This window comes from Flaviaestuariibacter terrae (assembly GCF_054777635.1).
The window spans coordinates 601,481-615,614 of record NZ_BAAHAL010000008.1 but is presented as its reverse complement, the minus strand read 5'-3'; the positions used below and the strand labels follow the sequence as shown (position 1 = coordinate 615,614).

General features: G+C 58.3%; 12 protein-coding genes. 11 read left to right on the top strand and 1 reads right to left on the bottom strand.

All coding sequences use genetic code 11. The features are described 5' to 3' along the window. The 5 genes from ACYU7Z_RS10735 (at position 1) to ACYU7Z_RS10715 (ending at position 7,671) form a co-directional block, all read left to right on the top strand. A complete protein-coding gene (locus tag ACYU7Z_RS10735; protein ID WP_460570260.1) occupies positions 1 to 735 on the top strand; it encodes an NUDIX hydrolase in 735 nt (244 codons plus the stop codon). Between the two features lie 179 nt (positions 736 to 914). Then, positions 915 to 3,953: a SusC/RagA family TonB-linked outer membrane protein gene (locus tag ACYU7Z_RS10730; protein WP_460570258.1), complete on the top strand. Its 3,039-nt coding sequence runs from the start codon at positions 915 to 917 to the stop codon at positions 3,951 to 3,953. Between the two features lie 26 nt (positions 3,954 to 3,979). Continuing rightward, the gene (locus ACYU7Z_RS10725) at positions 3,980 to 5,569 is read left to right on the top strand and encodes a RagB/SusD family nutrient uptake outer membrane protein (RefSeq protein ID WP_460570256.1); all 1,590 of its coding nucleotides are present in this window, start codon (positions 3,980 to 3,982) and stop codon (positions 5,567 to 5,569) included. A gap of 27 nt (positions 5,570 to 5,596) precedes the next feature. Further along, positions 5,597 to 6,436 (top strand): SusE domain-containing protein, encoded by an 840-nt coding sequence (locus ACYU7Z_RS10720; RefSeq protein WP_460570254.1) that lies wholly within the window; start codon positions 5,597 to 5,599, stop codon positions 6,434 to 6,436. Positions 6,437 to 6,456: 20 nt separating this feature from the next. Beyond that, entirely contained in the window at positions 6,457 to 7,671 is a 1,215-nt protein-coding gene (locus ACYU7Z_RS10715; RefSeq protein WP_460570252.1) for a SusE domain-containing protein, read from the top strand. 129 nt (positions 7,672 to 7,800) lie between these two features. On the opposite strand, the gene ACYU7Z_RS10710 is transcribed toward ACYU7Z_RS10715, so the two are convergent. Next, positions 7,801 to 8,145, bottom strand: coding sequence for an HNH endonuclease (locus ACYU7Z_RS10710; RefSeq protein WP_460570250.1), 345 nt, complete (start codon positions 8,143 to 8,145; stop codon positions 7,801 to 7,803). Positions 8,146 to 8,244: 99 nt separating this feature from the next. Here ACYU7Z_RS10710 and ACYU7Z_RS10705 point away from each other — a divergent pair, with 99 nt between their 5' ends. From ACYU7Z_RS10705 to tsf, 6 genes are all read left to right on the top strand, one after another. Next, positions 8,245 to 8,844, top strand: coding sequence for a hydrolase (locus ACYU7Z_RS10705; RefSeq protein ID WP_460570248.1), 600 nt, complete (start codon positions 8,245 to 8,247; stop codon positions 8,842 to 8,844). A 99-nt stretch (positions 8,845 to 8,943) separates the two neighbouring features. Next, positions 8,944 to 10,695 (top strand): PKD domain-containing protein, encoded by a 1,752-nt coding sequence (locus ACYU7Z_RS10700; RefSeq protein ID WP_460570246.1) that lies wholly within the window; start codon positions 8,944 to 8,946, stop codon positions 10,693 to 10,695. 480 nt (positions 10,696 to 11,175) lie between these two features. Further along, positions 11,176 to 11,625 (top strand): large ribosomal subunit protein uL13, encoded by a 450-nt coding sequence (gene rplM, locus ACYU7Z_RS10695; RefSeq protein ID WP_460570244.1) that lies wholly within the window; start codon positions 11,176 to 11,178, stop codon positions 11,623 to 11,625. A 42-nt stretch (positions 11,626 to 11,667) separates the two neighbouring features. Further along, complete coding sequence (rpsI, locus tag ACYU7Z_RS10690; protein WP_460570242.1) at positions 11,668 to 12,057, top strand: 30S ribosomal protein S9; 390 nt, start codon at positions 11,668 to 11,670, stop codon at positions 12,055 to 12,057. An 81-nt stretch (positions 12,058 to 12,138) separates the two neighbouring features. Next, positions 12,139 to 13,050 carry a small ribosomal subunit protein uS2 gene (gene rpsB / locus ACYU7Z_RS10685; protein ID WP_460570240.1) on the top strand — a complete coding sequence of 304 codons (912 nt, stop codon included), beginning with the start codon at positions 12,139 to 12,141 and terminating at the stop codon, positions 13,048 to 13,050. A gap of 202 nt (positions 13,051 to 13,252) precedes the next feature. Beyond that, complete coding sequence (gene tsf, locus ACYU7Z_RS10680) at positions 13,253 to 14,092, top strand: translation elongation factor Ts (RefSeq protein ID WP_460570238.1); 840 nt, start codon at positions 13,253 to 13,255, stop codon at positions 14,090 to 14,092. Positions 14,093 to 14,134 lie beyond the last annotated feature (42 nt).

The following is a 14,134-nucleotide window of genomic DNA, read 5'->3' as shown; positions in this document are numbered from 1 at the left end:
ATGTCCAAACGATTGCTGCTAAAGACTGCTGAAATTGAAAAGGCCACGCATATTGAGTATTTCAATATCGCGTTGTCGGTCGATTGTGTGATTTTCGGATACGAAGACAAGCAACTCAAGGTGCTTGTGCAGAAGTCGGACCTGGCGGAATTCCAGGGCATGTACTCGCTGCTCGGCGACCTGGTGCGTCCCAACGAGGATCTTGACGATGCGCCCTACCGCGTGCTGAACGACCGCACCGGCCTGCGCGACGTGTACCTCGAGCAGGTGCATACCTTCGGGGGGCTCAACCGGCACCCGTCGGGGCGCGTGGTTACGACCGCCTACTACTCGCTGATCGACGTGTGCCACCATGCCCTCCAGATCACCGAGCACGATGTGCACTGGCACCCGATGGCCGACCTGAACAACCTGGCCTTCGACCACAAGCTCATTCTCGATACCTGTCTCGAGCGCCTGCGGCAGCAGGTGATGGAGGAGCCGATCGTGTTCAACCTGCTGCAGGAGAAATTCTCGCTGCGCCAGCTGCAGGATCTTTACGAGGCCATCCTCGGCGTGGAGCTCGATCGGCGTAACTTCCGCAAGCGGATCACGCTCAAGAACTGGCTCGTGGATCTTAATGAAATGGAGGAGGACGTACCGCACCGCCCGGGCAAGCTGTATAAGCTGCGTACCCAGTTGCGGCGCGAATATCGTATGAGCGACAAGCAGCGAATCCAGCGTCTGATTGTCTAACAATTCGGCCGGGCGCCTGATTTTGCTCAAACCGTATGCATTTTCGGCGAAAAAATTTCGTTAATAATCCGAGAACATTTAAAATTGTGTGCTGAATACACATTGACTGCGCGACGGCTTGCTCAAAACGACATCCAAAGCTTGCTACAACGATTTAATCATTAATTAGTCTCTTGCTTATGAACTGCAGAAAATTGCTCCAAAAGATCGCAATGCCGCTGTTTTTCGTGCTGCTTACGGTAGCGTCGATGGCGCAAACGCAGGTCACCGGGCGCATCACTGATGCGAATGGTGCCGGTTTGGCCGGTGTGACGGTTACGGTAAAAGGTACGAGCACGGCGACCGCCACCAACGAGAACGGTGAATTCACCATCCCGGTTCCGGCCAACGGCCGCATCCTGGTGTTCAGCTCGGTGGGCTACGGCACGCGCGAAGAAAACATCAACGGCCGCAGCAGCATCAACACGACGCTGCAAACCTCCGGTCAGAACCTCAATGAAGTAGTGGTGGTGGCCTACGGCACCCGCCGCCGCGGCGACCTCACCTCCTCGGTGACCCAGGTTACCTCGAAGGATTTCCAGAAAGGCTTCCAGCCCTCGGCCGAACAGCTGATCCAGGGTAAGGTAGCCGGCGTTCAGATGACGAACGGCGGTGGCCAGGCCGGTGGCGGCAGCCGCATCCGCATCCGCGGTGGCTCCTCGCTCACGGCTTCCAACGACCCGCTGGTGGTTATCGACAACGTACCCGTTGAAGGCAACGGCGTTTCCGGTACCGGCAACCTGCTCAGCACCATCAACCCGAACGACATCGAGTCGATGACGGTTCTGAAGGATGCCTCCGCAACGGCCCTCTACGGCTCGCGCGCCTCGAACGGTGTGATCATCATCGTAACGAAAAAAGGCTCGCGCGGCAAGGTGAAGTTCAACTTCAACACCACCAACTCGATCAGCAAGATCAGCAAGTTCGCACCGGTACTCACCGGCGACGACATCCGCTCGATCATCGGCCAGAATGCAGGCGCCACGGGCGACAGCACCTGGTACAAGCTGCTCGGCACCGCCAACACCGACTGGCAGCGCGAGATCTACCGCACGGCCTTCGCTACCGACAACAACCTGAGCGCATCGGGCCAGGTGAAGTGGCTGCCCTTCCGCATCTCCGGCGGCTATACCCGCCAGGAAGGCGTTCTCCGCAAGAACCAGTTCGACCGCCTCTCGGCTGCGTTGAACCTCTCGCCCAAGTTCCTCAACGACCACCTCTCGGTAATCGTGAACGGTAAGTTCGCCAACATCAAGAATAACTTCTCCGACGAAGGCGCCATCGGTACCGCTACCTACTACGATCCGACCCAGCCGGTGTACGCAACGGCCAGTAAGAACAGTCTCGCTGGTTACTACCAGTTCCTGCAAACCAGCACCACGTCGCCGCTTGGCTTCGAGCCGAAGTCGCTGGCGCCCGCCAACCCGCTCTCGATGATCGACCTCCGCGACAACACGTCGACGGTGAACCGCTTTATCGGCAACGTACAGGTGGACTACTCGCTGCACTGGTTCCCCGACCTGCACCTGATCGCCAACGCCGGCGGTGACTTCACCACTGGCCAGGGCCACAACAATGTTGACTCGATGGCTTTCGCCTCGTTCAGCTACGGTGGCAGCCGCTACAAGTACAAGCAGGGCCGCGCCGACAAGCTGCTCGACCTCTCGATGTTCTACTCGAAAGACATCAAGACGCTGAAGACGAAAGTGGACGTTCTGCTGCTGCACAGCTACCAGGACAACACCATCAAGGTATACAACAACCCTTCGTTCAGCTACCGTGCCATCGCCGACCGTTCCAACCCGGCCGCCGGCGACACGATCCCCAACTCGAAGCCGAACCCCGAGAACGTTCGCTTCGACGACCACTACCGCCTCGAGTCGTGGCTGAGCCGCGTCAACTTCAGCATCATGGACAAGTACCTGCTTTCCGCATCGGTACGTCGTGATGCCTCCTCGAAGCTGTCGCCCTCGGGCCGCGTGGATTACTTCCCGGCGGTTTCGGGTGCCTGGCGCCTGAAGCAGGAGTTCTTCAACAACGTTCGCGCCCTCTCCGACCTGAAGCTCCGTGCCTCCTACGGTATCACGGGCCAGCAGGGTGGTATCGACTACTACTCGTACCTCGTGCGCTACACGGCTTCGAACAGCAGCGCCCAGTACCAGCTCGGCGACACGTATTATACGATGTATCGCCCCGAAGCCTACAACAAGAACCTGAAGTGGGAGCGCACCCGCACCTTCAACCTCGGTCTTGATTTCGGGTTCCTCAACAACCGCCTGTCGGGTAGCTTCGACTACTTCCGCCGCAACACCACCGACCTGCTGCTGCGCGTACCGGTTGCCCCGGGTGCCAACTTCTCGAACTTTATCGTGAAGAACGTTGCTTCCATGACGGGTGAAGGTCTCGAACTCGCGATCAACTCGACACCGGTTCGTACCAGCAACTTCAGCTGGGACTTCAACTTCAACGCCACCTGGCAGAAGCGCCGCATCACCGGCCTGCAGGACTACCCCGATCCGAACTTCAAGGGTATCGACGTGAGCGGTATCGGTATCGCTACCGGCAACACGATCGGCAAGCTCCAGGTTGACCAGTCGCCCTACGCCTTCTATGTATATAAGCAGGTGTATGACAAGGACGGCAAGCCGCTCGAGGGTGTATTCGAAGACCTGAACCGCGACGGTGTGGTTGACAACAACGACCGCCGCCTGTTCAAGAAGCCGGATGCCGACTTCCTCGTGGGCTTCGCTACCCAGGTGAATTACAAGAAGTTCTTCGCTGGTGCCACCGCGCACGGCCAGATCGGCAACTACATGTACAACCAGTACGCTGCCGGCGGAGTTCTCGCGAGCATCAAGAACCCCATCGGTATCGTGGGCAACGTCTCGCCCTCGTTCATCGAGACGGGTTTCCAGAACAACTCGAACAACCAGTTCATGTCGGATTACTACATCCAGAATGCCTCGTTCCTGCGTATAGATAACATCAACCTGGGTTACGACCTCGGCCGTATCATCAGCAACCGCACGAACCTGCGCGTAAGCGCCAGCATCCAGAACGTGGCTGTGATCACCAACTACAAAGGCCTGGACCCTGAAGTTTCGAGCGATTCCGGTATCGATGGCAACATCTACCCCCGTCCTCGCGTATATACTCTCAGCTTCAACCTGGACTTCTAATTTGAAAACTGCGTAAAACCATGAAAATGTTCTCTATAAAAAATAAAATGTTCCTGGGCGTTTGCGCCGTGCTGGCATTCAGCTCCTGCGCCAAGAAGCTCGACGTGTTCCCCGAGAATGCGTTCACCCAGGAGCAGGCCTACGGAACGGCCGCCGGCTACAAGTCGGTTCTGGCAAAAGTTTACGGCGCCATGGCGCTTTCGGGCAACGCCGGTCCTGCCGGTGCCACCGACATCCAGGGTCTCGATGAAGGCTCCCAGTCGCCCTTTATCCGCGGCTTCTTCAATGCCCAGGAGCTGCCGACCGACGAGGCCATCGTATCGTGGGATGACCAGACCATCAAGGATTTCCACGGTCTGCGCTTCACCACCACCGACCCCTTCCTCTACGGTCTCTATTCGCGTCTTATTTACAACGTAGCCCTCTGCAACGAGTACCTGCGTGAGTCGACCGACGACAAGCTGGGCAGCCGCGGTATCTCCGGTACCGAGGCCGACGCCATCCGCGCCAGCCGCGGCGAGGTACGCTTCATCCGCGCCTTCAACTACTGGTGCATGATGGACCTCTTCGGCAAATCCTCGTTTATCGTGGAGACCGACGAAGTAGGCGCTACCCTCCCCCGCGAGATCAGCCGCACGGCCCTGTTCACATACGTTGAGAACGAGCTGATGGCTATCCAGGACCAGATGCTGCCCGCCAAGAGCGCCGAGTACGGCCGCGTGGACCGCGCCGCTGCCTGGGCTCTTCTCGCCCGCATGTACCTGAACGCCCAGGTGTACACCGGCACAGCCCGCTACACCGATGCTGCCACGTATGCCAACAAGGTGATCACCGCCGGCTACAGCCTCTACCCGAACTACCCCGCTACGTTCCTGGCCGACAACGACAAAGCCAAGAACGAGTTCATCTACACGATCAACTGCGACGGCGCCCGTACGCAGAACTACGGCAACACTTCCTTCCTCGTACATGCGGCGAGCGGCGACGACGCCTCGGCTGAGTACGGTGTAGGCGGCGGCTGGTATGGCTACCGCGTTACCCGCCAGTTTGTAAACCTGTTCCAGGATCCGAGCGGCGCTACCGACAAGCGTGCCCTGTTTACCAACCTCGCCAACCCCGACATCACCGACGTAGGTCAGTACATGCAGGGTGTGCACACGAAGAAGTGGCGCAACATCCGCTCCGATGGCGGCGCCGTATCGGATGCGCAGGCCCGCAACTTCGCCGACAACGACTTCCCGGTATTCCGCCTTTCGGAGATGTACCTCATCTACGCCGAGGCCGTTAAGCGTTTGCCGAGTGCCGGCGATGCGACCACCGCTACCAACTACCTCAACCTGATCCGCCGTCGTGCCTATGGCAACAACAGCGGCGACTATGCCGCACTGCCTTCGCTGCAGGAGATCCTCGACGAGCGCGGCCGCGAGCTGCACTGGGAAGGTCATCGCCGTACCGACCTCGTACGCTACAACCAGCTGACCACCTCCACCTACCTGTGGCAGTGGAAAGGCGGATCGCAGTCGGGTACCTCGGTTGACTCGAAGTACAACCTGTTCCCCATCCCGCAAACGGTGCTGACCGCCAACCCGAACCTCTCCCAGAATTCCGGTTATTAATTCGTTTAAATAATTAATTTCGTTTATATGAAAATGAAATCCATCTACGGGGCACTGGCCGCCTTTGCGCTGCTGCTGACAGCCTGTAAGAAGCAGGAGTCGGTAACCACGCTCGACGCGGGTACCGCCCCGACCCTGACCGCTTCGGTTGCCAACAACGGCCAGATCCCGCTGGACTATTACGTGCGCGGCAATAACGCCATCACGTTCAACTGGACCAACCCCGATTACAAACTGAGCAGCGGCCCCAACAGCCAGGCCGTAACCTACCGTATCGAGATCGACACGGTGGGCGCCAACTTCACCAACCCGAAGAAGCGCACCGTTACCGTAGCCGGCGACCTGAGCAAGTCCTTCACGCAGGAGCAGTTCAACGACATGCTCTACACGGGTCTCCAGCTGAAAGACAGCATCCAGCACAACATCGAGGTACGCGTAACATCGTACATGGGTAATAACGCCGCGCAGCTGAAGTCGAACACGATGACGTTCAAGGTGAAGCCTTACGACATCCCGCCCAAGGTAGCGCCCCCGACCACTGGCCGCCTCTGGATCACCGGTTCGGCCACCCCGGCCAGCTGGATGGGTGGTGGCGACGCGCCCCGCGCCAACCAGGAATTCACCCGCATTTCGAACACCAAGTACGAGATCACGCTCCCGCTCAACGGTGGACAGTCGTACCTCTTCGTACCGCAGTACGGCGATTGGGGTGACAAATACGGCTACACCGGCGCCGGCAACGCCAACAACCCCAGCGCCGACGAATTCAAGCGCGGTGGTAACGACCTGAAGGCGCCTGCTTCCAGCGGCAACTACAAGATCGTCGTTGACTTCAAGCTGGGCACCTACACCGTAACTCCCGTTTAACAACTAATCAAAACATTGCTATGAAATTGTTTTCCAAACTGCTCAGCGCCTTCGCCATCGCAGCACTCCTGACGGCCTGCGACAAGAAAGACGCCGCTGATGTTGCCGCCAACGGCAACGCCCCCAAGCTGGAATCCAACACGGTAGTGCTGGCACCGCAGGCTGTTGACTCCCTGCGCAACGTGCTGTCGCTCCGCTGGACCAGTCCCAACTACAGCGCCAACATGGCCACCAAGTACATCATCCAGATCGACTCGGTGGGCCAGAACTTCGCCAACCCCTATAGCCGCGAAGTGATGAGCGCCAACTCGATCGACATTATGGCCAAAGACCTCAACAACTGGATGGTCGGCCGCGGCTGGGCCTTCAATGTGCCGGTCAGCCTGGAGATGCGCGTTATCTCCTCCTACAGCAACAACAACGAACGCCTCTATTCCAACGTCATCCCGATTCGCATGACGCCCTACCGCACGCCCCCGCGCGTAGCTGTTCCCACATCCGACAGCCTTGTCATCGTAGGATCGGCGAGCGAAGTGGGCTGGACCAACAACAACCCGGCGCAGGTGCTCCAGAAGTTTGCAAAACTCGACGGCACCACATGGGCCGGTATCTTCTACCTCACCGGTGGTGGTGAGTTCCTGGTGCTGCCGGAAGCCGGCAACTGGGGCAAGAAGTACGCCCTGCAGGATAACACCGTTGCCAACGTAACGTCCTCGGGCTCCTTTGGCTACCACGACGGCTCCACGCCGAGTGGCACCTACGATGCCAACTTCAAGGCGCCGGCCACAACCGGCTACTACCGCATCGAGCTCGACTTCCAGACCGGCCGCTACACGATCACTCCCTGGAAAGGCATGCTTGCCCCCAACTTCTACGTAACGGGTGCTGCAACAGGTGATGGCTGGGCCAACTCCGCCACACCCCCCGCGAGCCAGACCTTCACACGTACCAGCTCTTCGGAGTATACGCTGACCACAACGCTCCAGGGCGGCCAGGAGTTCCTGATCCTGCCCGTTGCCGGCAGCTGGAACCAGAAGTATGCCGTGCAGGACAATACAGTTGCCGGCATCTCCGCCGGTGGTGACTTCGGTTACCACGATGGCACTGTTGCCGGTGGCATCTTCGACGCCAACTTCAAGGCGCCGGCTACTACGGGTACCCGTACCATCAAGCTGAACCTGGCAGCCCGCGTAACGCCTGGTTCCAACGCTTCGGGCCGTTTCACGATCCAATAAGCCTTAGATATCATAGCAGGAAAAGAGCGCCCTTCGGGGCGCTTTTTTTATTTCAGATTTCGGGCCCCGGAGTAGGAGCCGCCTGAGGCGCTTGCCGGGATCTGAAGCCGGCAATTACCATTCAGGATTCTATTTGAGGTAGCGCCGCTTGAACCACAGGTAATCGGCCTCGGTTCGAAACACCGCCGGCCCGGCCTCGTTGACGTAGCGGACGACTTCTCTCGTATGGGCAATCTTGTCGAGGAGGTTGCGCGCCGTGGCAGCCTTGGCCGCGCGGTTGTAGGCTCCTTCTAGGTAGGCCAGGAAGTCGTGCGGCATCAGCGCCTTCTTCTGCGTGTTGCAGGCCCGGCAGCACAAGCGCTTATTCGCAGCCGTCTTTGCACCGCCCTTTGACTGCGGGATCAGGTGATCGATGGTCGGGATGACATGGTGGGTGAATTCCCGGCCGCAATAACAACAGTGTTTGCTATCCAAAGGCGTAAAGTTTGGCGTTTGCTGTTTGAGGTTTGGAGTTCATTGGCTGAATTTCCGCAACTTCAGACTCCAAACCCCCAACTCCAAACTTTTGTTCTGATGAACCTGAACTTAAACCGTACCGAATTCGGCAGCCCCTCCGATAAGGGCAATGTGCTCAGCGAGGCCGAAGCTTTGGACCTGCTCCGCGAATGGGTGCCCAATGAGCGGCTGCAACTGCACATGAAGCAGGTGGGTGGCCTGATGAAGGCCTGGGCCCTTGAGCGGGAAGGCCTGTCCGGGTCGGAAGCCCACAAATGGTGGCTCGCCGGACTGCTCCACGATGCCGATTGGGAGCGCTGGCCCGGGCAGCATTGCCGCCGTATTGTTGAGGAGCTCGAAGCGCGGCACCTCGATCCCTCCATCATCCGCTGCATCGCCTCGCATGGGCCCAAATACTTCGGCGTGGAACCTGAATCGCAGATGGACAAGATGATCTACGCCTTCGACGAGCTGTCGGGGTTTATCCATGCCGCCGCGCTGATCCGGCCCACCCGTTATGAGGGCATGGACGTCAAAAGCGTTCAGAAGAAGCTTAAGACACCCTCTTTCGCCGCGCAGGTCAGCCGCGAGGATATACAGGATGCGATATCGCGTATCGGCACGCCGCTGGAGGAAATCATCGCCTTTATCCTCGGGAAGCAACCGGCGATCGCCTGACGAATCCCGGGAATTTGTTAACGATCTATTAAACCCGCGACGACGGACGGAGTCATTGGTTACGGCGCAGTCACGCGCCAGCAACTAAACTTCGCGGCTATGAGGAAACTCTACTTTTTACTGATCGCCCTCCTGCTGGCGGCCGGCAGCCAGGCCCAGGACAGCTGTCGGGCCGAATTCAGCATCCAGCAATTGAACGGCAACAGCCTGCCCATTACCCTGCAGACAACCGCCGTTGCCTGGCATAACCATCAGAAAGCCGTGATCAGCGTGTGCTGGACCTGGGGTGATGGTACGCCGGTACAGTGCAGCCAGCGGAGCGGAACGACAGCTCCCTCCATGACCGGTACGCATATCTACCCGGCCAACGGCACCTACACAATTGGCGTCACGATCAACTACGATGGTGGCTGCAGCAGCAGCTTCACCCGCACCGTTGTATTGCCGGCGCCTTCCCCGACGGTCACACCAGACTCCTGCCACGCTTCCTTTACGGCTGCAACAGTAAGTGCCGGCCCGATGGCGCAGATCGTACACTTCGAAGCGCAGCCCTGGCACAACCACCAGCGTCGCGTAACGCAGGTGTGCTGGCAATTCGGGGACGGCCACGATACCTGTGTGAGCTACGGGGCGGCCACGACAGTTCCTTTTTTCGTGAACCACAACTACAGCGCGCCCGGCAACTACAGTGCCTGCGTCAAAATCGTTTACGACGGCGGCTGCCAGAGCACCTATTGCCACAATGTATCGCTCGCTCCGCCCGCCGACAGCTGCAGCGCGCACTTCACGCTGCAGGCGGTAGCCGCACAGCCGCTGGGACGCCGCTTTGTGGCACAGCCCTGGCACAACAACGGCAAGCGTGTGACCAGCGTGTGCTGGAACTTTGGCGACGGCCGCGACAGCTGCGTGAATTACCCCGCGGGCTTCGTGGGCGACTACGCCGTACCGCATAGCTACAGCTACCCCGGAACGTACACCGTATGCGTGCGCATCAATTACGAGGGCGGCTGCCACAGCCTGTACTGCGCACCCGTGGTCGTACACGTAGTGACACCTGCGCCGGTGCCCGACAGCAGCTGCCATGTCAACTTCGTATCGCTGGCCGACTCCTTCCTCCACCGCCGTTTTGCTGCCGTGCTGCAGGGCAGCCGCCGCCCGCTGCGCATCTGCTGGAACTTCGGCGACGGCAGCAGCCACTGCGAGCAGCTTTCTTCGACCAGTACGGCGAATGCGCTCCTTGCCGACCATGTCTATAGCACCCCCGGACACTACCAGGTTTGTGTGCGGATCGAATACGACGGCGGCTGCGTGGCGCAGGAGTGCCACGAGATACTGGTGACTTCGCCCGGCAACTGCACTGTGAGCTTCAGCAAACAAGCGCTCTCTGACCGGCACTTCCAGTTTGTTGCTGCCGGCACTACCGACCCGGGCGACACGCCCACGTGGCGCTGGAGCTTCGGTGATGGCAGCGCGGCCCAAGGCCGGCAGGTGGAGCATAGCTACGCCGGTGGCGGCACGTACCAGGTATGCGTGAGCATGATCACGGCGAGCGGCTGCCAGGCGCGGTATTGCGATACCGTCACGGTACATGCGCCCGTTGTGACCCTGCTGACGCTCGTTCCGAACCCGGTAAGCACGGTACTGCACGCGAACTTCCATTCCGCGGAGCCGGGCACGGCTACCATCCGCATCGTATCGGCCACGGGGCTCATCGTGCGTACCGAAACGCGCCCCTGCTATGCCGGGATGAACTTCTGGCAATTAAACGTGTCGGCGCTGCCCACCGGTTACTACCAGCTCGTCGTGCAGACCAATACCCAGTTTGCCGCCTCGGGCTTCTTCAAGCAATAAACCAGGACCCCTGATCAGAAAGAAAGGCCTCCGGAAGGGGGCCTTTTTCAGTTTGGGGTCGGGGGGAGTTTTGGGTTTTACGTTTTACGTTTTGGGTTTTACGTTTTGGGTTTTACGTTTTGGGTTTTACGTTTTCGGTTTGGCGTTTTGGGTTTCCGGTTTTGAATACCCAGGTCGGGATGAGTGCAGGTGAGCCGATGGGCCCTCACGCGCTTCGGGAGCGGCGAAATTGTCAATGATTTACAAAACCGTTCAAAAATTCCATTGTTTTCCAATCACTTACAAAGGTGCCTGCGAAAAAAGACGCCTTTTTTCTTGGCGATGTGGATAACTTTTGGCTACCTTCGCGCCTCCTAAAGCTACCCCCGGGGAGTAGCGGGAGCCCGGCAGGAGGATGGTCCTGCGGGTTTATTTATCAACAACCGTTCACTGTCAGGCTGAGCACAGTCGAAGCCCGGGCAGGGGACAAAAACAAGTTTCATGAGCAAATTACATTTTACCACCAAGCATGCGAATGCGGCTACCGTGCAACGCAACTGGTATGTTGTCGACGGTACCAATCAAACCGTGGGTCGTATGTGCGCTCGTATTGCCGCCATTCTGCGCGGTAAGAACAAGGCGTACTACACTCCTCACGTCGATTGCGGCGACAACGTGATCGTCATCAACTGTGACAAGGTTATCCTCACCGGTAACAAAATGGAAGAGAAGGTTTACGACCGTTTCTCGGGTTACCCGGGTGGCCGTAAAGAAGAGATCGCAAAGGACCTGCTGAAGCGTCGTCCGGAAGTTCTGATCGAGCGCGCCGTTAAAGGCATGCTTCCGAAGAACCGCCTCGGCCGCCAGATGTACAAGAAACTGTACGTATACGCCGGCAACCAGCATCCCCACACCGCCCAGCAGCCCAAAGAACTCACGTTCGGCAAGTAAGCGGATCACAAACGTTAATCGACAACTCGCAAACCAATTTAAATGGAAAAGCAAAGAAACAGTGTTGGCCGTCGTAAGGAAGCTGTAACGCGCGTCTTCGTGACCCGCGGCTCCGGCGCCATCACCGTAAACGATAAAGACTACAAAGCCTACTTCCCGCTCGTATACCTGCAAAACCAGGTGGAGCGCCCCCTCAAGACCGTTGAAGCTGCCGACAAGTTCGACATCAAGATCAACGCTGCCGGTGGTGGTGTGAAAGGCCAGGCTGAAGCCGCCATGCTCGGCATCGCCCGTGTACTGGTTGACCTGAACCCCGACTTCCGTCCCGCCCTGAAGGCCGCCGGCCTCCTGAAGCGTGATCCCCGCTCGGTGGAACGTAAGAAATTCGGTAAGAAGAAAGCCCGCCGTTCCTACCAGTTCAGCAAGCGCTAATATCTCACACCGGGTCCTTCTCCCGTTCGGAGAGAGACGTTGGATGGGAACTATATTCAAACTACTACAACAAACATTCAAATGGAACAAAACACTTCCTTACAACAGCAGCTTCTGGAGGCCGGCGTACACTTCGGTCACCTGAAGAAGAAGTGGAACCCGAAGATGCTGCCTTACATCTTCGCCGAGAAGAAGGGCATTCACATCATCGACCTCAATAAAACCACCGAGCACCTGCAGGAAGCTGCAGCTGCCATGAAGCAGATCGCCCGCAGCGGCAAGAAGATCCTCTTCGTCGGTACCAAGAAGCAGGCAAAAGATATCGTTACGGAATGCGCCCAGCGCGTGAACATGCCGTACGTTACCGAGCGCTGGCTGGGTGGCATGCTCACCAACTTCAACACGGTGCGCAAGAGCGTTAAGAAAATGCAGAGCATCGAGAAGATGCTGGGCGACGGTTCGTTCGACTCCATCACCAAGAAGGAGCGCCTGACCCTGAGCCGCGATAAAGAAAAGATGGAAAAGGTACTGGGTGGTATCGCCCAGCTCGGCCGCGTTCCGGCTGCCCTCTTCATCGTCGACATCGGCCACGAGCACATCGCTCTTGCCGAAGCCAAGCGCCTGGGCATCCAGACCTTCGGCGTGGTGGATACGAACTGCGACCCCAACAAGGTTGACTTCGCAATCCCCGGCAACGACGACGCTACCAAGTCGATCGCCATCATCACCAACTACATCACCGCTGCCATCGCAGAAGGCCTCTCCGAGCGCCAGACCGCGAAGGACGAAGAAGGTGAAGAAGCTGCTGACGGCGAAAACGACAAGCGCGCTTCGCGCCTCGAGGCGGAAGCCCAGGCCGAAGGCGGTCGTGGCGGACGCGGCGCAGGCCGTGGTCCTGGCGCAGGTGGCCCCGGCGGTGCCGGTGGTGGCCAGCGTCGCCGCACCCCCTCCGGTGGTGGTGCCGGTGCCCGTCGCCCGGGTGGTGGCCGATAAGAGTCTGCCAATGTGCTAGTCTGCTGGTCTGCAAATGCAGCTGCAAACGAAAACAAACAGATCTTTTACACAATAGTCAAATAGCAATACAGTTCCGCCCCGGCGGAACTGTATTGTATAAATACTGGTTGAAAAGAAGAGTTATCGTTGTCGTTTAACGAAAACTACAAACTACAAACTTCAAACTACAAACTGTTTTCCCATGTCTACTGTAACGATTACAGCCCAGGATATCAACAAGCTGCGCCAGGCTACCGGCGCCGGTATGATGGATTGCCGCAAGGCCCTCACCGAGACCAATGGTGACTTCGAAGCCGCTATCGACTGGCTGCGCAAGCAGGGCCAGAAAGTAGCTGCCAAGCGCAGCGACCGCGAAGCCAAGGAAGGTGTGGTGATCGCCAAGACCACCGCCGACAACAAGACCGGCTTTATCGTGAGCATCTCCTGCGAAACGGACTTCGTATCGAAGAACGCCGACTTCGTAGCCTTTGCCCAGAGCATCGCCGACGCCGCCGTTGCCAACAACGTGAAGAGCGCCGAAGAACTCAACGAGGTGACCGTAAACGGTGCCAAGGTTTCTGATATGATCAACGACAAGCTCGCCTCCATCGGTGAGAAGATCGGTATCGCCCGCTTCGAGCGCGTGGAAGCTCCTTACGTAGCTTCTTACATCCACGGTGCCAACCGTATGGGTGTGCTCGTAGCCTTCAACAAGGAAGCCGGTGAAGCCGGTAAGGACGTGGCCATGCAGATCGCTGCCATGAACCCCGTTGCCGTTGACGAAGCTTCCGTACCTGCCGACGTGGTAGCCCGCGAGAAAGCCGTTATCATGGACATCATCCAGCAGGATCCCAAGATGGCCGGTAAGCCCCAGGATATGCTCGAGAAGATCTCCGCCGGTAAGCTCAACGCCTTCTTCAAGGAAAGCACCCTCAGCGCCCAGGCCTTCGTGAAAGACACGTCGAAGTCGGTGGCTGACTACCTCAAGAGCGTCGACAGCGACCTCAAGGTGATCGAGTTCAAGCGTGTTGCCCTCGGTTAATCTCCGGCAGCATTCATTACAATATACAAGCCCCGTCATCGA

Coding starts and splice junctions, on each gene's coding strand:
- ACYU7Z_RS10735 (WP_460570260.1), top strand. CDS start 1: ATGTCCAAACGATTGCTGCTAAAGACTGCTGAAATTGAAAAGGCCACG.
- ACYU7Z_RS10730 (WP_460570258.1), top strand. CDS start 915: ATGAACTGCAGAAAATTGCTCCAAAAGATCGCAATGCCGCTGTTTTTC.
- ACYU7Z_RS10725 (WP_460570256.1), top strand. CDS start 3,980: ATGTTCTCTATAAAAAATAAAATGTTCCTGGGCGTTTGCGCCGTGCTG.
- ACYU7Z_RS10720 (WP_460570254.1), top strand. CDS start 5,597: ATGAAAATGAAATCCATCTACGGGGCACTGGCCGCCTTTGCGCTGCTG.
- ACYU7Z_RS10715 (WP_460570252.1), top strand. CDS start 6,457: ATGAAATTGTTTTCCAAACTGCTCAGCGCCTTCGCCATCGCAGCACTC.
- ACYU7Z_RS10705 (WP_460570248.1), top strand. CDS start 8,245: ATGAACCTGAACTTAAACCGTACCGAATTCGGCAGCCCCTCCGATAAG.
- ACYU7Z_RS10700 (WP_460570246.1), top strand. CDS start 8,944: ATGAGGAAACTCTACTTTTTACTGATCGCCCTCCTGCTGGCGGCCGGC.
- rplM (WP_460570244.1), top strand. CDS start 11,176: ATGAGCAAATTACATTTTACCACCAAGCATGCGAATGCGGCTACCGTG.
- rpsI (WP_460570242.1), top strand. CDS start 11,668: ATGGAAAAGCAAAGAAACAGTGTTGGCCGTCGTAAGGAAGCTGTAACG.
- rpsB (WP_460570240.1), top strand. CDS start 12,139: ATGGAACAAAACACTTCCTTACAACAGCAGCTTCTGGAGGCCGGCGTA.
- tsf (WP_460570238.1), top strand. CDS start 13,253: ATGTCTACTGTAACGATTACAGCCCAGGATATCAACAAGCTGCGCCAG.